Consider the following 18101-nt stretch of genomic DNA (forward strand, 5'->3'; position numbering starts at 1 on the left):
TTTACAGCCCTACTCAACTGTGCGGAGGTGGGACTACGAAATCGAATTCTAACGAATTACTGATTTCTGTCCCACTCTCTTTTTTATACCAAATAATCAGTTTCTTCTCGGTAACTATAATAGTTTTCTTCAGATACAATCAAGTGATCCAATAGGGTTAAGCCCATCACTTCACAGGCCTCTAAAACTCGTTGCGTTACTTCATCATCATTTTTACTGGGAAATACGGCACCAGATGGATGATTGTGAGCCAAGATGATAGAGGTTGCCATGTGCTTCAGTGCATAATGCAGGATTTCACGCGGCTCCGCAATACTTCGATTCACCGTTCCAATAAAAATGGTCTGTTGATGGATAATTTCATTCTGCGTATTTAAATAGAGGGCAACCAGGTGTTCCTGTTTCTTATGGCCGATTTCCTGTTGAATTTTATGGGCCAATTTCTGACTGCTCATGATCTGTTCAGAACTCATTAATTCATCTTTATGAATCCTTCGTCCAAACTCAATCACAGCCTGAAGTTCGATGGCCTTCACCCGGCCAATGCCAGAGATTTCCTGTAGCTCCTCTAGGGTTAATTGACTTAACTCCTTTAAACTATTAACCGAACTCAAAAGCCCTTGTGCAATCTCATAAACGCTTTTTTGCTTATTGCCTGTCCGTAAGAGAATGGATAACAATTCTTGATGACTCAGCTTATCCACCCCTTCAGAAACCAAACGTTCTCTAGGAAGCAAAGATGGTTCAATAAATGATATGTCGTACATAATTTCCTCCTCACTTATTAATTCGTAATAAATGGAGAAAACGACAACCTTTCATTATTTACAGGCGATTTCCTGCTTCAAATCATCTAACACTAAGACTTCATCTTTATTAAAGCGGATCTGGTAACCTGTTTGAACTTGTTCAAGCTCCTTTAAAAACTGTTGAATTTCACAGCGAATCAAGTACTCCTGGCTCTGAGGTATGGCCTCTAAAGCTTGGTAGACCTGCTCTACTTCGTAGATTCCTTTCGTAATTAAACCATTTCGTGGAAAATCATTTACTAAGAGATTGTAGAAATGATGCAAGAGATGATAAATTCGCTCTTTCGTCACTATTCTACCTCCTTATCATACTCTTTCTCCTCTTATTATATACTGATTTTCCCTTAATATTATGACAAGTTCCTTACATTATATTACCAATCTCTTACAATTTTACAAGAATTTCTCCCAGCCTCCTACATAGAAAAGGCCCAGACATTTCTGTCTCGGGCTTTATTTTCTTAAAGTTGCATTTGATTATAAGACTTGCTGAATGAATCCAGGATGTCTTTTGGAGCCTTGTCATAGTCAACAGAGGTTTCCAAATTTCCTTTTACAATCGTACGGTAAGTCGCTGCAGCATCCTCACAGGTCACTAAAGTGATCTCATTAACGCCTTCACGATCTTGAATGACATCTACACGATCTGGAGTCACTGTCTCAACTGACGAGATGACATAAGTATAGATTTTTTCTTTGTCCGTGATGTAGATCTTCATTCCCGCCTTGGCTTTCTCTAATGGTGAGAATAACATGGCATTTGCTCCAGTTAGGCCAAATACATGGTGACTAGCAAGAGAATAATTGCCTTGCCCCATGACTTGGTTTTCCTTCATGGTCCCTGCTCCGTAGTAGAGGGCTACATTTTCAAGCCCCTTAAAGATCGGAAGGTTCATGTTTAATTCAGGAATCGAAATCCCCCCAATTACTGGTAGCTTTTGAGCTTGCCATTGGGCATTGATGACGGCTTCCGTCGAGAGTGACTGGACATGTTGGAAATCAAAGCTCGTCTTCACTTCTTTATTCTTGTCAATGGTTTTTTTATCGACCTTGCTAACCTGATATTGGTTGGTATGCCAAACCATAATCATGTTTCGGATCGGAGCATTGAAAATCAAGAGAAGCGAGAGAATAATCAAAAGTGTTGCAACGATGTTGATAAGAGTATTGCGTAAACTCTTTTTCTTTTTTCTTTTGCGTGACATGCTGTCCCCTTATCTATTCGTTTTCTTCCACTACTTCTTCATCTTTTTCATCGGGCTGGACTGTTGTAAAGGTCACAATTTTCGCATCCTGATCCAGTCTCATGACTTTCACACCCTGAGTTGAACGACCCGTTTGAGAGATATTACCAACACTTGTGCGGATCATGACTCCGGTATCGGTAATGATCATCAGATCTTCATCCCCTTTAACGGTTAAAAGACCAGCTAAGGGACCATTTTTCTCTGTAATATTGGCGGTTTTGATACCTTTACCACCACGGCCTTTTGTTGGGTATTCGCTAGCCAATGTCCGCTTACCATATCCTTTTTCCGTGATGATCAATACTTCATCTTGGTCCGTAACGACACTAGCCCCAACAACCTTGTCTCCTTCACGGAGATTCACACCACGTACACCTGTGGCAGAACGACCCATATTCCGGACTACAGCCTCATTAAAGCGGACAGAATAACCATACTTGGTACCGATAATGACGTCAGTATTGCCGTCTGTAAGAAAGACATTGATCAATTCATCCTCATCACGCAGATTCAAAGCTTTGAGACCGTTCTGACGAATATTTGAAAATTCAGCTACATTGGTCCTCTTGACCAAACCTTGTCGCGTCGTAAAGAAAAGATAGGCTTCGTCACTGCGATCTTGCTCCACATTAATAATGGTTTGAATCGATTCACCTTCGTCCAATTTTAAGAGGTTGACGATTGGCAATCCTTTGGCTGTCCGGCCATATTCTGGAATCTCATAACCTTTCAGACGATAGACACGCCCCTTATTGGTAAAGAAGAGCAAATGATCATGAGTGCTCGTAGATACTAGTTCACGGACAAAATCATCATCTTTGACACCAGTTCCTTGAACCCCACGTCCACCACGTTTTTGAGCAGTGAATTCTGCTTGGTCCAAACGTTTGATGTAACCTTTATTAGAAAGGGTGATCAAGACATCTGTTTCTTCGATCAAGTCCTCATCTTCAAGAGAAAGGACTTCTCCGATCATCAACTCAGTTCGGCGAGCATCGCCAAACTTGCGTTTGACTTCTTCCAATTCTTCCTTGATGATGGTAGCCACACGTTCTGGTTTCGCCAAAATATCAGCCAAATCAGCAATCAAGGCAACCAAATCATCGTATTCACTTTGGATCTTGTCTCGTTCCAAACCGGTCAAACGACGAAGACGCATGTCCAAAATAGCTTGGCTTTGACGTTCAGAAAGCTTGAATTTAGCCATCAATTCAGCTTGTGCTTCAGCGTCTGTCTGGCTATTGCGGATAATCCGTATCACTTCATCGATGTGATCCAAGGCAATGAGCAAACCTTCTAAGATATGGGCACGTGCTTCCGCTTTTTCTTTATCAAAGATGGTCCGTCGAGTCACCACTTCTTTCTGGTGCTCAATATAAGCACCTAAAATTTGGCGAAGAGAAAGAATCTTTGGAACTCCATTTTGGATCGCCAACATATTGAATCCAAAATTGGTTTGCATTTGTGTCATCTTAAAGAGGTTGTTCAAAATAACGTTAGCCGAAGCATCTCGGCGGACCTCAATCACAAAACGAACCCCTTCACGGTTTGATTCATCACGTACAGCTGTAATCCCTTCGATCCGTTTTTCTTGCACCAAGCGAACGATGTGCTCGTGAACCTTGGTTTTATTGACCATATAAGGGAACTCAGTGACAACAATCCGTTCACGGCCACTCTTAGTTACTTCAATTTCTGTACGAGAACGAAGAACAATTGAGCCTTTTCCTGTTTCATAGGCTTTGTGGATACCTGATTTCCCCATGACCAAAGCACCTGTCGGAAAATCTGGACCAGGAAGAACTTCCATAAGTTCACGGGTCGTTACCTCAGGATTATCCATCATCAGCTTCACTGCATCAATGGTTTCTCCCAAATTGTGAGGAGGAATATTGGTTGCCATCCCAACGGCAATACCAGTAGCACCATTGACGAGAAGGTTAGGGAAACGTGCAGGTAAGACCAAAGGTTCGCGCTCGCTGGCATCATAGTTATCTGCGAAATCTACTGTATTTTTATTGATATCCCGCAACATTTCAAGAGCAATCTTACTCATACGGGCTTCTGTATACCGTTGTGCAGCGGCGCCATCACCGTCCATAGAACCAAAGTTTCCATGACCATCCACTAACATGTAGCGATAACTCCACCATTGCGCCATCCGAACCATGGCTTCATAAATAGAGTAATCTCCGTGTGGGTGGTATTTACCCATAACATCCCCTGTAATACGGGCTGATTTCTTGTGTGGTTTATCTGGGGTAACACCCAATTCATTCATTCCGTACAAAATACGACGGTGAACAGGTTTCAAACCATCACGAACATCAGGGAGGGCACGAGCAACGATAACACTCATGGCATAATCGATAAAACTCGTCTTCATTTCTGATGTTAAATTCACATCAATTAGATTCTTATCCTGCATTCAAAAAATGCCTCTCTTTACTTAATTCACCATACTATTATAACACATTTTAGCCTTTTTTTCTTCTTAGGAACACAAACATAAAAACGTTTACATCGCTGTTTCATACTGTATTAGATGACAAAGACTTTCAAAAGTGGTAGAATGAAAACGTATGAGAATCTATCTCAAAAAAATATGAAGGAGACGTTTAGACTCATGAATTTGACTAAACAACACAAAAAAGTTATCCTTGTCGGTGACGGTGCCGTAGGTTCATCTTATGCTTTTGCACTTGTCAACCAAGGAATTGCACAAGAGCTTGGAATTATCGAAATTCCTCAATTGCACGAAAAAGCAGTCGGAGATGCGCTTGACCTTAGCCACGCCCTTGCCTTCACTTCACCTAAGAAGATTTATGCGGCTGAGTACGCTGACTGTGCAGACGCTGACCTTGTTGTGATTACTGCAGGTGCTCCTCAAAAACCAGGTGAAACTCGCCTTGACCTTGTTGGTAAAAACCTTGCGATCAACAAATCAATCGTTACAGAAGTAGTGAAATCTGGATTTAACGGTATCTTCCTTGTAGCTGCTAACCCAGTTGACGTATTGACATACTCTACATGGAAATTCTCTGGATTCCCTAAAGAACGTGTTATCGGATCAGGTACTTCTCTTGACTCAGCTCGTTTCCGTCAAGCTTTGGCTGAAAAATTGGATGTGGACGCTCGTTCAGTACACGCCTACATCATGGGTGAACACGGCGACTCAGAATTCGCAGTATGGTCACACGCTAACATCGCTGGTGTAAACCTTGAAGAATTCCTTAAAGACACTCAAAACGTTCAAGAAACTGAATTGATTGAATTGTTCGAAGGTGTTCGTGACGCTGCTTACACTATCATCAACAAAAAAGGAGCTACATACTACGGTATCGCTGTTGCCCTTGCTCGTATCACTAAAGCAATCCTTGATGATGAAAATGCAGTACTTCCACTTTCTGTATTCCAAGAAGGTCAATATGGTGTTAGCAACGTCTTTATCGGTCAACCTGCTATCGTAGGTGCACACGGTATTGTTCGTCCAGTGAACATCCCATTGAACGATGCGGAACAACAAAAAATGAAAGCTTCTGCTGATGAATTGCAAGCAATCATTGATGAAGCATGGAAAAACCCTGAATTCCAAGAAGCATCTATCAACTAATTCAATTAAAAAAGACTCTCAAATTTGAGAGTCTTTTTTTGAGCTATGAACATAAGATAAAAAGGCTGAGAGACTTCTCAACCTTTTCTTCTTTCCACCCTGAGGGAATCGAACCCCCATCTCAAGAACCGGAATCTTACGTGATATCCATTACACTAAGGGTGGCAACTGTTATAGTATATCAAATTCTTGAGAATTTTACAAGTAAAAAAGAGAGTGGGACAGAAATCGGTAATTCGTTAGAATTCGATTTCGTCGTCCCACCTCCGCACAGTTGAGTAGGGCTGTAAAAGCTGATGAGATCAGCGTAGTAGAGCCCACTCAACCCCTGCGTCTTGCTCGACAATCCAAAAACAATTGAGAGGCTAGGATTTTTGTCCCAGCCTCTTTTAAATATTACAATTCGATATCGCCAAACAAGTCAGCCATTGAGAATCCAGTTTGAGTTTCTGGAAGATCAAAGTCACGTTTTTCTTGTTTTGGACGACGTGGGCGAGATTGACGTTTTTCTTGTTTTTCGCCTTCTTCTTGAGCTGGACGTTCTTCAAGAGCTTTGATAGAAAGTGATACACGTTCATCTGCAGCATTTACTTCAAGAACTTTAACAGTTACTTCTTGTCCAACTTTAAGAACATCTTTTGGATTTTCAACACGTTTGTGTGAAATTTGTGAGATGTGTACAAGTCCGTCGATACCTGGCAATACTTCAACGAATGCACCGAAGTCAGTCAAACGTTTAACAGTTCCTTCGATAACATCACCAGCAGCCAATTTTTGTTCTACGCCATCCCAAGGTCCAGGTGTTGTAGCTTTCAATGAAAGTGATACACGACCTTCTTCTTCGTTCAAGTCAAGAACTTTCACTTGGATTTCTTCACCGACAGTTACTACTGATTTAGGTGATACGTTGCGTTCGTGTGACAATTCTGTCAAGTGAACCAATCCATCAACACCACCAAGGTCGATGAAAGCACCGAAGCTTGTGATACGTGCAACTTTACCAGTTACAACGTCACCAACGTTCAATTTACCAAATACTTCTGCGCGTGCTGCAGCTGATTCAGCTTCAACAACTTCACGACGAGAAAGGATGAAGCGGTTTTCTTTCGGATCTACTTCTTTGATTTTAGCATCAAATTCTTGACCTACGAAACGTTCAGTGTTACGTACAAAACGAGTATCAAGCATTGAAGCTGGAATAAATCCACGAAGTCCTTCAAATTCTACTGAAAGTCCGCCCTTAACAGCGCGAGTTCCTTTAACAGTAACAACTTCTTCTTCACGTCCGACCAATTTGTCCCATGCTTTGCGAGCTTCCAAACGTTTTTTAGATACAAGGTAAGTTACTGTATCAGTATCTTTCCCAACTACTTGACGAAGAACAAGCAATTCAAGTGTTTCACCTGGTTTTACCAAGTCGTTGATATCAGCATCACGATCGTTTGTCAATTCGCGAAGAGTCAAGACACCTTCGACACCAGTTCCAGAGATTGCAACGTTAGCTTGGTTCGCGTCAACTGTCAATACTTCAGCAGTAACAACGTCACCTGGTTCAACTTGGCTAACACTGTTTAGCAAATCTTCAAATTCATTCATCTAAAAAATCCTCCAACAATCAAGTTTTCTAAAACTTGACATACTTATAATTATTTTTCCTAAGCAAGCACTCGCAATGAGATCAACTACAATCTTTAACGACTCATCCTATAAAGAAATAAAATACCTGGATAGATATTTTATCACTTATCTGATATTACCTAAGAACTGGGGTAGCTGGATTCGAACCAACGCATGAGGGAGTCAAAGTCCCTTGCCTTACCGCTTGGCTATACCCCAAAAAGAGCGCTGACATCTGTCACTTTATCATCGTCACAATGAACGCTAATGGAGAGAGAGGGATTCGAACCCCCGAACCCGAAGGAGCGGATTTACAGTCCGCCGCGTTTAGCCTCTTCGCTATCTCTCCATATAAATCAACAGGATCTATTATACCATTGATTTACTATGATTGCAAGCCCTTATTTATTCAAATTATAATTTTCTATTAAAATTTCAACGGCTTTTTCAAGCTTTTTGTAAAGTGAATCCACATTTCCATTTTTGATAATGGCAAATTGACCTGCCATGTCTGCAATTTCACCAATCGTTTTCTTACCGATGGACAAAGTGAACCCATCAAAAGTGTCTTTTCCGACGATTACTTTACTATCAACGATTTGAATCTCAATTTTCTTATCTTTTTTACTCATTTCAACCCTCTTTTCACTTTTTCTATTTTACAAAAATTCTCTTGATGACGCAAGAGAAAAGGGAGTGGGTCAGAAAGAATTTAGTTAGAAATTCCTTCTTTATCCCACCCCCGAAAAGGTCATTCGGCACTCTTTTGAGCCTAAAAGCGAATGAAGAGAAACATTAGCTGCTGTGTTCTTTCGTTAAGACTCGTTCTCATTGAAGCTTGGACACTTTTGTCTCAGATGCTTTCGTTTTAATTGACTTTGACAATCCATCCTTCTGGCGCTTCGACATCGCCAAATTGGATACCGGTCAACTCGTCATAGAGTTTCCGTGTGACAGGACCTACCTCTGTTTCAGAATAGAAGACATGGAAGTCATCTCCGTGTTGAACGCCTCCGATTGGAGAGATGACAGCTGCGGTACCACAAGCTCCTGCTTCTACAAAGCGATCCAAATCATTGATAAAGACATCCCCTTCAATTGGTGTCATACCAAGACGGTGTTCTGCCAAATAAAGTAAAGAGTACTTGGTGATCGATGGCAAGATAGAAGGACTCAATGGGGTCACAAATTCTTTATTAGCAGTGATACCAAAGAAGTTTGCAGAACCAACTTCTTCAATCTTGGTGTGCGTCGCTGGATCAAGGTAAATCACGTCAGAGAAGTTACGATCATGCGCAATCTTACCTGGCAACATACTCGCTGCGTAGTTCCCACCAACTTTTGCAGCCCCTGTACCATGTGGTGCAGCACGGTCATACTCATCTTGAATCAAGAAGTTCGTTGGAACCAAACCACCTTTAAAGTAGTTACCGACAGGCATGGCAAAGATGGTAAAGATATACTCATCTGCTGGATGCACACCAATAATATCACCAACCCCAATCAAAAGTGGACGAAGATAAAGTGTTGCACCAGTACCATATGGTGGAACGTACTCTTCATTGGTTTTTACCACTGCCTTACAAGCATCTACAAACATATCTGTTGGAACTTGAGGCATCAACAAACGATCTGCTGTACGTTGCAAACGTTTGGCATTTTGATCTGGACGGAACAATTGGACGCTTCCATCTTTTGTACGGTAGGCTTTCAACCCTTCAAAGGCTTGCTGACCGTAATGCAAACTTGGAGAGGATTCGGACAAATGCAAGGTCGCATCTTCTGTCAATTCCCCTTTTTCCCAAGCTCCATTGCGATAATGTGCCAAATAGCGATAAGGTAAATTCATATATGAAAAGCCAAGGTTTTCCCAATCAAGTGATACTGTCATGATAGTGCTCCTTTTAATTCTTTCTATTCCTAGTCGATCTGATGCAGGTCGATTCAGTTTCTCAATCTATGTACACTATTGTACACCATTTCATGAGAATTTCAAGCGAAATTTTCAATTTTCAGAAAATTTATTTTTAAAGAAAGTCAGTCCTAGAATGGACCGACGCTTTCTTTTATTTGATAGTAGCTGAAAAAACTTCTTGATCCAAAATGGTATCGTTGACAAAGGATCCATTGCTTGTTCTTTCAGAAATGCTTAATTGTGTCAAATCAATTTCTGTCACCTGACCTGTTGTGGAAGTGATCTGAAGAATTTGATCTTGCTCTGCCACTTCTTCTTGGCTCGTAAAGAGATCAAAATCTCCCTGGTCAGTGAAGACTGGACCTGCCTTGAAGACGCGGTGTGGTTTATTTTTCAACTCACGCAAGACCTGTAGTCCCCGTTTAGCCCGACTGGTCACAGGAATATCGTCTTGTAACATCCGTTTGAGACTGCCTCGTTGAGTCAAAATGTACATGCTTGGAGTTGTCGACTTAAAGGCGGCAGCAACTTGATCTCCGTCTTTGAGGTTAATGGCTTTGACCCCTGCTGCTTTGGCTCCTACGACAGGGACCTCCTCAACATTGAAGCGCAACCCATACCCATTTTTGGTAATAATCATGATGTCTTCAAGAACAACTGGCGCAACTGCTACGATACGGTCGTCTTGGTCTTTTAGCTTAGCATACTTAGTCGATTTAGAACGATAAGTCCGCCATGGGCTTAATTCCTTGCGTTCAAAGCGCTTGATTTGTCCTTGTTGAGTTGCTGCAAAATAGGTTACTCCCTCAAACTGATCCACAATCTCCGCAAAGAGAATTTCTTCCTCTTGCTCGAAATTGGTCAAGGTCTGACTGAGGTGCTCGCCGATATCCTTCCACTTGGTATCTGTCAATTCATGAATTGGTCGATAAATGGCATTCCCCAAGTTGGTAAAGAGTAAGAGATGCTGAGTGGTCTTAGCAGGCTCTACAAAAATCAATTCATCGTCGTCCCGCTTACCGACTTCTTCCACTGTCGACGCATTGAAGGAACGAGGAGAGGTCCGTTTAATGTAACCCGCACGGGTCACGCTGACGAAGGTTTCCTCTTCAACGATCAGACTAGCTGTATCGATCTCAATCGTTTTAGCAGTGTCTTGCAACTCACTACGCCGCGGATTGCCAAAGAGTTTCTTGACTTCACGCAATTCCTTCTTCATGAGGTTAAACATAGTCCGTTCATCCCCAATGATGGCTGCCAAGGTCGCGATTTGCTCTTTGAGACTGGCATGCTCTTCTTCCAAGGTGACGATATCTGTATTGGTCAAGCGGTACAATTGCAAGGTGACGATAGCTTCTGCTTGTTCTTCCGTGAAATCATAGCTAACCTTGAGGTTTTCCTTAGCATCTGCCTTGTTATCAGAAACTCGGATCAAGGCAATCACTTCATCGAGGATAGAAATGACGCGGATCAAGCCCTCTACGATATGGAGGCGTCGTTCGGCTTTTTCCTTGTCAAAGCGCGAGCGAGCGACAATGATATCCCGACGGTGAGCAATGTAGCTAGACAGGATTGGCACAATCCCCACTTGACGGGGGGTATAGTTGTCAATTGCCACCATATTGAAGTTGTAGTTGACCTGCAAGTCTGTATACTTGAACAAGTAGTTCAAGATCAAATCTGCATTGGTATCTTTCTTCAACTCAATGGCAATGCGAAGCCCATCTCGGTCAGACTCATCTCGAACCTCAGCGATACCGGCAACCTTGTTGTTGACACGAACATCATCGATCTTCTTGACCAAAACAGCCTTGTTGATCTCATAAGGAATTTCGGTAACCACGATTTGCTGCTTACCACCTTTGAGTTGCTCGATTTCTGTCTTAGAGCGGACAACCACCCGTCCCTTACCTGTTTCATAGGCTTTCTTGATCTCGTCTCGCCCTTGGATAATGGCACCCGTTGGGAAATCAGGTCCAGGTAGAAACTCCATGAGCTTGTCTACCTTGGCAGATGGATGGTCGATCATGTAGACCACGGCATCGATGACTTCTGCAAGGTTGTGTGGCGGAATATCAGTCGCGTAACCAGCTGAAATCCCTGTAGCTCCATTGACCAAGAGGTTTGGAAAGGCTGCAGGCAAAACAGTTGGCTCTTTTTCTGTATCGTCAAAGTTCCAGGCAAATGGTACTGTGTTCTTTTCGATATCTTGCAGGAGATATCCTGCAATTTCAGATAAACGCGCCTCGGTATAACGCATGGCTGCTGGTGGATCACCGTCCATGGAACCATTGTTTCCGTGCATTTCAACTAAAATCTCACGGTTCTTCCAGTCCTGAGACATGCGGACCATGGCATCGTAGATGGAAATGTCCCCGTGAGGGTGGAAATTCCCCATGATATTTCCGACAGACTTGGCAGACTTGCGGTAGCCCTTGTCATGGGTATTGCCATCCTTATTCATAGAATAAAGAATCCGCCGTTGAACAGGTTTCAAGCCATCCCGAATATCAGGAAGAGCCCGTTCTTGAATAATGTATTTGGAGTAGCGACCAAAGCGCTCCCCCATGATGTCCTCCAAGGACATATTTTGAATATTAGACATAAGATACAAAGCCCGTAAAATACAAAGTGAAAATAAGAAATTTATCTTTTTTACACAGCACTAAGGGCGTGTTCAACTCCTTTCAAAGAATGTTGAGTAGTCTTTTATATATAGAGGAATTCAGTTACACCAAGTAACCAAAGGATCCTTTTTTTAGTTTAAAATAGATTCATTAATGATTTGAAAGTTTCTCTTTAGCATAAGCTATCATCTTCTCAGCCACTTCCTTATCGTAAGTAAATCCCATCTTTTGGGCCAGAATTTGAGCTTCTCGATCGAATAGCCCCATGGTAGCAAATAAAGACTGAGTGATTTTATCGAAACTGGATAAATCAAGCAAAACTGAGAACTCCTTCTCTTGCTCAGCTGGAAGATACTGGAAGAGGTACTTGTAGTTCTTTCCGATGTCAACTACTCCCCTATCGCTTGTCACCTGCCAAGCTAAGACCTTGAGGAGTTCTTGCTGACAAATGCCATAGAGGTGATCAGTCGCATAGATGAGTTGATTTCTTCGAATGGCCTTGACGACATAAGCCGATACCCACCAAAATTCATTGCAGGAGGCTGCAAATTCCTCTTCAGTAGGCGGAGCGGTCCAATAGCGCTTGGAATTAGGCTGATAGGCTTCAAACAAGCCTTTGTCGTCTTTTATAACTTCAAAATTTGCTTCGCTGTCCACCCACTCTTGGATAGACTCCTTGGGACAGAGGGTCAAATCGATACGGTTGCCGTCTTCAAAGAGCATGAGATACAGACGACGGTGTCCAAGGACATTGTGCTGTTCAATCAGACGCATTCCAAACTGGTCTAGCAAAGATAAATCAGATAACAAGTTGTTCAGATTTTCAACTATATAGACCACATCGTAGTCCTGAAATTCATCTTTTGGTGCCCGAGGATTCGTTCGTGATCCAGATAAAGCAATTGCTTCTACTTCTAGAGTATCAGCTATTTGCAAAATCAGATTCATCATTTCTGTATCATTTCTCATGTCGATTCCTTACCATTTCTACATCCCAGCTTATTTAATTTATAGTAGAAAGTAATTAAAATACCGTATTTTCTTCTAAGGTAAACTTAACATTATCTTCAATCCATTGACGACGTGGTGCAGCCTTATCTCCCATAAGGACGGAGACACGACGTTCTGCACGCGCTAAATCATCAATGGTGACGCGGATCAAGGTACGAGTTTCTGGATTCATGGTGGTTTCCCAAAGCTGATCCGCATTCATTTCCCCCAACCCTTTGTAACGTTGGAGGGTTGCTCCACGGCCAAAGGTCCGACGCAACTCTTCTAATTCGCTATCAGTCCAAGCATAGGCTACTTCTTCTTTCTTACCTTTGCCTTTCGACATCTTATAAAGAGGAGGAAGTGCAATGTAGACATGACCTGCTTCTACCAAAGGGCGCATATAGCGATAGAAGAAAGTTAGGAGCAAGGTTTGAATGTGGGCTCCATCCGTATCCGCATCGGTCATGATAATGATCTTATCGTAGTTAGCATCTTCCACTGAGAAATCTGCCCCAACTCCAGCACCAATGGTGTAGATCATGGTGTTGATTTCCTCGTTTTTGAGGATATCACTCATATTGGCCTTCTCAGTATTAAGAACCTTCCCACGAAGTGGAAGAATCGCTTGGAACTTCCGATCCCGTCCTTGTTTGGCAGAACCGCCGGCTGAGTCTCCTTCGACCAGATAGAGTTCGTTTTTCTTAGGATTTTTAGACTGGGCTGGTGTCAATTTACCAGATAAAAGTCCTTTGTCTTTTTTGCTCTTCTTGCCATTTCGGCTTTCATCCCGCGCTTTTCGAGCGGCCTCACGCGCATCCCGTGCTTTAATAGCCTTACGAATGAGATTAGAAGCCAATTCTCCATTTTCCATCAGGAAGAAGGTCAATTTATCAGAAACAATGCTATCGACTACTGGACGAGCCAAGGGACTTCCTAATTTGTCTTTGGTTTGTCCTTCAAACTGCAAATGAGCTTCTGGAACCAAGATTGAAAGAACCGCAGACAAACCTTCACGGTAATCTGATCCTTCCAGATTCTTGTCTTTTTCTTTGAGGAGCCCTGTCTTTCTTGCATAGTCGTTCATAGCCTTGGTAATGGCTGTCTTCAGACCCGTCTCATGGGTTCCCCCATCTTTAGTGCGAACATTATTAACGAAGGACAAGATATTATCTGAGTAGCCATCATTGTATTGCATGGCCACTTCTACCTGAAAACCATCTGATTCGCCACTAAAGTAGAGAACAGGTGTCAAAGTTTCCTTGTCTTCGTTCAAGTACTCTACGAAATCTTGGACACCATTTTCATAATGAAAGGCCACATGGTTGTCTTCTTCCTTACGGAGATCGGTCAGCGTCAGCGTCACGTCCTTCAGCAAGAAGGCTGATTCTTTGATTCGCTCAGCAATGGTATTGAATTTGAAATCCGTCGTTGAAAAGATGGTTGGATCTGGCATGAAGGTGACCTTGGTCCCTGTCTTAGACTTGGGAGCAGAGCCAATCTTTTCAAGGGTCGTAACTGGTTTTCCCCCATCTTCAAAACGTTGCTTGTAGACAGCTCCATCACGCGTAATTTCTACCTCTAGCCAGCTAGAAAGGGCATTGACGACAGAAGATCCCACTCCATGAAGACCTCCAGATGTCTTATAGCCTCCTTGGCCAAACTTCCCTCCGGCGTGGAGGACCGTAAAGATCACCTCAACGGTTGGTTTGCCCATAGCATGCATCCCGGTCGGCATTCCACGTCCCTGGTCTTCTACCGATAGAGAACCATCTTTATTAATCGTTACATCGATTTGTGATCCAAAGCCAGACAAGGCTTCATCGACCGCATTATCCACGATCTCCCAGACCAGGTGATGCAAGCCATTTCCGTCGGTCGATCCGATATACATCCCTGGACGTTTACGGACCGCATCCAACCCTTCTAGTACCTGAATGGCATCGTCATTATAATTATTAATATTGATTTCCTTTTTTGCCACAAGGAACCTCCTGTTTGTTCATCTTTTCTATATTACAGTTTTTTAGGAAATTTTGCAAAATTTTTTCTCTTTATATGGAGATTTCTATATCTCAGTAAAAAAAGCTGGCTTGACACTTTCTTCAGATGTCACACTTGAACTCCAGAAATTGCTTTTTCTATCGATGGCTTTTTGATATAATGAGAGTATGATAAAAGAAATAAGTGTTTTAATTTTAGCCTATCTGTTAGGCTCCATTCCTTCGGGATTATGGATTGGGAAAATCTTTTTCCATATTAATTTACGGGAACATGGCTCGGGCAATACAGGAACGACCAATACCTTTCGGATTTTAGGGAAGAAAGCTGGGGTCATTGTCTTTACGATTGATTTCTTGAAAGGAACTTTGGCCGTTCTCCTTCCGACTTTCTTTGGAATTCAGGGGATCTCGCCGATGGTCTTTGGTCTCTTAGCCGTTTTGGGGCACACTTTCCCAATTTTTGCTGGATTCAAGGGTGGAAAAGCAGTGGCGACGAGTGCTGGTGTTTTACTTGGTTTCTCGCCTATCCTGCTACTCATTTTAGCTGTGTATTTTGTAGCCAGCCTGTATTTAACCAGTATGATCTCGTTTTCGAGTGTTACCGTTGCGCTACTCGCAATTCTATCGGTCCTCCTTCTCCCTTTGACTGGATGGATCTTGCACAACTATGATCCACTTTTTACAGTCATTGTCTTGGCCTTAGCGACCTTGATCATTCTTCGTCACAAGGATAATATCCAACGGATCAAAGAGAAAAAAGAAAATCTCATCCCTTGGGGAAAGAACATCACCCATCAACAACCAAAAAACTAGAGCAAGCGCTCTAGTTTTTTTTTTTATTGGGCTACATTTTTATTCTTGAACAGATACGCATTATAAGTCGTCAACCAAGTCCATCAGTATTTCCATAGGAGTTTTTTTCCTACGACCATTAACCGTTTCGATAAGATGATAAACTTTTAAACGATTGTCGTTACTGAAGACAAACTCAAAGCGAAACTCACGACCGTTGGGTGCCACTGTATCAAATTTCGTTTTATATTTATCATGAACGGGGCTAACTGGAAACTTATTGAAGAGCAAGCGTCGCTTATCTCCCGCTTCTTTTAGACAGTTTTCCAGCTCCTGACAATAGTCATAAAACAGCTGATAGAGGTCTTCTTCTGAAATTCTTCTTCTCCGAACCAATGATTTAAAATCCGAAAAATTTCTGCGCGGGATGTCAATACTAAATGAAAATCCCTCCTGATTGATTCTTTCTAAAAATCCATCTCTTGAAATCATAGAACCACTCTTTCTTTTATCAATCTGTAATGAACCCTTATTGTTTCTATTCATAGTCAATCCATTATGTAATCAAGCAGATCCATCAAGGTTAGTTTCTTACGACCATTGACAGACTCAAATAAATTATAAACTCTTAGTTCTTGGTTCTTTTTAAAAGCAAACTCAAAACGGAACTCGCGGCCATTACATGCGGCTACATAAAATCCGGTCTGATACTTCCTCTTATCCTCTACTACCTGCATTTGCCGGTCTTCTACCTCTCTACAAAGTGAAAGAAAGATCTGATAGAGTTGCTCCTCAGAGAGCCTTTTTCTTCGAACCAATGACTTGAAGTTATTGTACTGCCACCATGGGATCTGGATGTTGAAGGAAAAACCTTCCTTATTGGCTTTATCGATAAACGCTTTTCTGGAGACCATACTAACTCCTCTTCTATTGGAACATCCTTTGCCTCTATTATACCATCTTTTATCCTTTCACAAAAACAGCATCCCAAATGGAATGCTTTTTTGTTTCTTAATAGTATTCCCCTTGGCGGTAGTTCCAAGAGTTGAAATGATCAGATAAGTGCATCATGATCTTATCAATATCCAATCCTTTACGAATCACAACTGGACAAGTATTGACAGAACGGCTACCTGCTCCTTGTTCTGGAATCAATTTTCCTTCGGCATCAACCATAGAGACCATCACACCTTGTTCATAGCGAGTTTCAATGGTCTTGTCTGGTTGGATAGAGGCTACATAATCGTCAGCTTCGATGACCAAGTCCACGGCACTTTCGATTCGCTCACCAATTCCTTCAACCTTCCCGCGGTTTCCTTTACCTGAAGGGTTGGCTGAAGAGGCGTAAACCATCTTGCCTTCTTTTTCCCACATTTCTTTGGCGATTTGCTCACCAGCTTTACCAAATTTAATGACAAAACAGCTGGTTCCATGAACGTCTGTCATGAGTTCTTCGCGTCCATCTCCGAAGGCTTGTAATTTTGCATAGGCATCTTCACGCCAAGGAAGGATACAACCAAGCAAGATATCTTCATCCCAATGTTTTTGGTAGAAGGCTTCAATTTCAGGATTCAATTGCGCAAGGGCGCGGAGTTCATCCATGCTTCCACAAAGAACGACACCTGGTTTGTTGCGGTTACGTTCTTTGGCTTCAAACTTCCGTTCCAAGCCAGCTTTGTCGCTAGTCATGATGATATAGCCGACTTTGGTAGGGCAGACGATACAGCCACCCTCTCCTTTAAGAATGTCAAATCCTTCTTGTGAAAGTGTTCCGTCCCATTGAATGTGTTTTGTCATAAATTTCGTCCTCTTCTATTTCTTTTTTTCTATTCTATCAAAATTCCCAAAAAGCTTCAATGTATTTTCTGAAAATTCTTAATTAACTATACAATTTTTATTGCCAATAGGCGGGCCGATTCTTCTCATAAGCAGCAATCAAGTCCTCGTATTGGAGGGTAATCCCAATATCATCTAGACCGTTGAGTAATTTGTGCTTCCAATCTTGATCGATCTCAAAGCAAAACTCTCCAACAGGCGAGATGATCTTCTGCTCTTCCAAATCTACTGTCACTGGATCTGTCGGCTTCAAACTTGCCAATTTTTGACGAACCTCTAGCGGTTGGACAATCGGAAGCATGCCATTATTGAGCTCATTATTGTAATGGATATCTCCGAAGGATCCGGCGATAACGACTTTAAAGCCATAATCAGCTAAAGCCCAGGCCGCGTGCTCCCGAGAGGAACCAGCCCCAAAATTGTCACCAGTGATCAAAATGGTCGCCTTGCGGTATTCTGGCTTGTTAAAGATAAAATCTGGATCCTCAGTATATTGGTCATCCAAATAGCGCCAAGCATACATGAGGTATTTCCCAAAACCTTTTTTATCAATTAACTTTAAGAATTGCTTGGGGAGGATTTGGTCAGTATCAATATTATCGTTCATCAAAGGAACTGTAGTTCCCGTATAACTGGTAAATTTCTCCATGCT

Annotated in this window: 16 protein-coding genes and 3 tRNA genes; 2 read left to right on the forward strand and 17 right to left on the reverse strand. The window is 42.2% G+C overall.

What is annotated here, in order from left to right:
• Window positions 1-83: 83 nt before the first annotated feature.
• From radC to gyrA, 4 genes are all read right to left on the reverse strand, one after another.
• On the reverse strand, window positions 84-767 hold the full coding sequence (gene radC / locus HMPREF2704_RS08725; RefSeq protein WP_070846282.1) for a RadC family protein: 684 nt from the start codon (window positions 765-767) through the stop codon (window positions 84-86).
• A gap of 54 nt (window positions 768-821) precedes the next feature.
• Window positions 822-1100: a hypothetical protein gene (locus HMPREF2704_RS08730; RefSeq protein ID WP_003003299.1), complete on the reverse strand. Its 279-nt coding sequence runs from the start codon at window positions 1098-1100 to the stop codon at window positions 822-824.
• Window positions 1101-1270: 170 nt separating this feature from the next.
• Window positions 1271-2014, reverse strand: coding sequence for a class A sortase (locus HMPREF2704_RS08735; protein ID WP_014713268.1), 744 nt, complete (start codon window positions 2012-2014; stop codon window positions 1271-1273).
• Between the two features lie 13 nt (window positions 2015-2027).
• A complete protein-coding gene (gene gyrA, locus HMPREF2704_RS08740) occupies window positions 2028-4484 on the reverse strand; it encodes a DNA gyrase subunit A (RefSeq protein ID WP_070846283.1) in 2457 nt (818 codons plus the stop codon).
• 198 nt (window positions 4485-4682) lie between these two features.
• Between gyrA and HMPREF2704_RS08745 the strand changes: the two genes are divergently transcribed.
• Window positions 4683-5669 carry an L-lactate dehydrogenase gene (locus HMPREF2704_RS08745; RefSeq protein WP_003014794.1) on the forward strand — a complete coding sequence of 329 codons (987 nt, stop codon included), beginning with the start codon at window positions 4683-4685 and terminating at the stop codon, window positions 5667-5669.
• A gap of 93 nt (window positions 5670-5762) precedes the next feature.
• On the opposite strand, the gene HMPREF2704_RS08750 is transcribed toward HMPREF2704_RS08745, so the two are convergent.
• The 9 genes from HMPREF2704_RS08750 to parE all read right to left on the reverse strand — a co-directional run bounded on the left by HMPREF2704_RS08750 (window position 5763) and on the right by parE (window position 14802).
• Window positions 5763-5834, reverse strand: a tRNA-Arg gene (locus HMPREF2704_RS08750).
• A gap of 231 nt (window positions 5835-6065) precedes the next feature.
• Window positions 6066-7265, reverse strand: a complete 1200-nt coding sequence (gene rpsA / locus HMPREF2704_RS08755) for a 30S ribosomal protein S1 (RefSeq protein ID WP_003011990.1) — start codon at window positions 7263-7265, stop codon at window positions 6066-6068.
• Window positions 7266-7433: 168 nt separating this feature from the next.
• A tRNA-Gln gene (locus HMPREF2704_RS08760) sits at window positions 7434-7505 on the reverse strand.
• A gap of 49 nt (window positions 7506-7554) precedes the next feature.
• A tRNA-Tyr gene (locus HMPREF2704_RS08765) sits at window positions 7555-7635 on the reverse strand.
• A 52-nt stretch (window positions 7636-7687) separates the two neighbouring features.
• On the reverse strand, window positions 7688-7918 hold the full coding sequence (locus HMPREF2704_RS08770) for a DUF2969 domain-containing protein (protein ID WP_031576999.1): 231 nt from the start codon (window positions 7916-7918) through the stop codon (window positions 7688-7690).
• A gap of 236 nt (window positions 7919-8154) precedes the next feature.
• On the reverse strand, window positions 8155-9177 hold the full coding sequence (locus HMPREF2704_RS08775; protein WP_070846285.1) for a branched-chain amino acid aminotransferase: 1023 nt from the start codon (window positions 9175-9177) through the stop codon (window positions 8155-8157).
• Window positions 9178-9352: 175 nt separating this feature from the next.
• Window positions 9353-11806 (reverse strand): DNA topoisomerase IV subunit A, encoded by a 2454-nt coding sequence (gene parC, locus HMPREF2704_RS08780; protein WP_070846287.1) that lies wholly within the window; start codon window positions 11804-11806, stop codon window positions 9353-9355.
• A 172-nt stretch (window positions 11807-11978) separates the two neighbouring features.
• Window positions 11979-12797 (reverse strand): aminoglycoside 6-adenylyltransferase, encoded by an 819-nt coding sequence (locus HMPREF2704_RS08785; protein ID WP_049486221.1) that lies wholly within the window; start codon window positions 12795-12797, stop codon window positions 11979-11981.
• A gap of 55 nt (window positions 12798-12852) precedes the next feature.
• Window positions 12853-14802, reverse strand: coding sequence for a DNA topoisomerase IV subunit B (gene parE / locus HMPREF2704_RS08790; RefSeq protein WP_070846289.1), 1950 nt, complete (start codon window positions 14800-14802; stop codon window positions 12853-12855).
• 187 nt (window positions 14803-14989) lie between these two features.
• Between parE and plsY the strand changes: the two genes are divergently transcribed.
• A complete protein-coding gene (gene plsY, locus HMPREF2704_RS08795; RefSeq protein ID WP_024055815.1) occupies window positions 14990-15634 on the forward strand; it encodes a glycerol-3-phosphate 1-O-acyltransferase PlsY in 645 nt (214 codons plus the stop codon).
• 60 nt (window positions 15635-15694) lie between these two features.
• Here plsY and HMPREF2704_RS08800 read toward each other — a convergent pair whose 3' ends face one another.
• The 4 genes from HMPREF2704_RS08800 to leuD all read right to left on the reverse strand — a co-directional run bounded on the left by HMPREF2704_RS08800 (window position 15695) and on the right by leuD (window position 18098).
• Window positions 15695-16105, reverse strand: coding sequence for a hypothetical protein (locus tag HMPREF2704_RS08800; protein WP_070846291.1), 411 nt, complete (start codon window positions 16103-16105; stop codon window positions 15695-15697).
• A gap of 56 nt (window positions 16106-16161) precedes the next feature.
• Window positions 16162-16527, reverse strand: a complete 366-nt coding sequence (locus HMPREF2704_RS08805) for a hypothetical protein (RefSeq protein ID WP_024055813.1) — start codon at window positions 16525-16527, stop codon at window positions 16162-16164.
• A gap of 97 nt (window positions 16528-16624) precedes the next feature.
• Window positions 16625-17410, reverse strand: coding sequence for an L-threonylcarbamoyladenylate synthase (locus tag HMPREF2704_RS08810; protein ID WP_024055812.1), 786 nt, complete (start codon window positions 17408-17410; stop codon window positions 16625-16627).
• Window positions 17411-17507: 97 nt separating this feature from the next.
• On the reverse strand, window positions 17508-18098 hold the full coding sequence (gene leuD, locus HMPREF2704_RS08815; RefSeq protein WP_070846293.1) for a 3-isopropylmalate dehydratase small subunit: 591 nt from the start codon (window positions 18096-18098) through the stop codon (window positions 17508-17510).
• Between the last annotated feature and the right edge of the window lie 3 nt (window positions 18099-18101).

The sequence above is a fragment of the Streptococcus sp. HMSC076C09 genome, assembly GCF_001837905.1.
Classification (GTDB): domain Bacteria; phylum Bacillota; class Bacilli; order Lactobacillales; family Streptococcaceae; genus Streptococcus; species Streptococcus parasanguinis_I.

Excerpts from the sequence above, each read along its gene's own strand:
- radC (WP_070846282.1), bottom strand. The coding sequence starts at position 767 with ATGTACGACATATCATTTATTGAACCATCTTTGCTTCCTAGAGAACGT.
- HMPREF2704_RS08735 (WP_014713268.1), bottom strand. The coding sequence starts at position 2,014 with ATGTCACGCAAAAGAAAAAAGAAAAAGAGTTTACGCAATACTCTTATC.
- gyrA (WP_070846283.1), bottom strand. The coding sequence starts at position 4,484 with ATGCAGGATAAGAATCTAATTGATGTGAATTTAACATCAGAAATGAAG.
- HMPREF2704_RS08745 (WP_003014794.1), top strand. The coding sequence starts at position 4,683 with ATGAATTTGACTAAACAACACAAAAAAGTTATCCTTGTCGGTGACGGT.
- rpsA (WP_003011990.1), bottom strand. The coding sequence starts at position 7,265 with ATGAATGAATTTGAAGATTTGCTAAACAGTGTTAGCCAAGTTGAACCA.
- HMPREF2704_RS08770 (WP_031576999.1), bottom strand. The coding sequence starts at position 7,918 with ATGAGTAAAAAAGATAAGAAAATTGAGATTCAAATCGTTGATAGTAAA.
- HMPREF2704_RS08775 (WP_070846285.1), bottom strand. The coding sequence starts at position 9,177 with ATGACAGTATCACTTGATTGGGAAAACCTTGGCTTTTCATATATGAAT.
- parC (WP_070846287.1), bottom strand. The coding sequence starts at position 11,806 with ATGTCTAATATTCAAAATATGTCCTTGGAGGACATCATGGGGGAGCGC.
- HMPREF2704_RS08785 (WP_049486221.1), bottom strand. The coding sequence starts at position 12,797 with ATGAGAAATGATACAGAAATGATGAATCTGATTTTGCAAATAGCTGAT.
- plsY (WP_024055815.1), top strand. The coding sequence starts at position 14,990 with ATGATAAAAGAAATAAGTGTTTTAATTTTAGCCTATCTGTTAGGCTCC.
- HMPREF2704_RS08800 (WP_070846291.1), bottom strand. The coding sequence starts at position 16,105 with ATGATTTCAAGAGATGGATTTTTAGAAAGAATCAATCAGGAGGGATTT.
- HMPREF2704_RS08805 (WP_024055813.1), bottom strand. The coding sequence starts at position 16,527 with ATGGTCTCCAGAAAAGCGTTTATCGATAAAGCCAATAAGGAAGGTTTT.
- HMPREF2704_RS08810 (WP_024055812.1), bottom strand. The coding sequence starts at position 17,410 with ATGACAAAACACATTCAATGGGACGGAACACTTTCACAAGAAGGATTT.
- leuD (WP_070846293.1), bottom strand. The coding sequence starts at position 18,098 with ATGGAGAAATTTACCAGTTATACGGGAACTACAGTTCCTTTGATGAAC.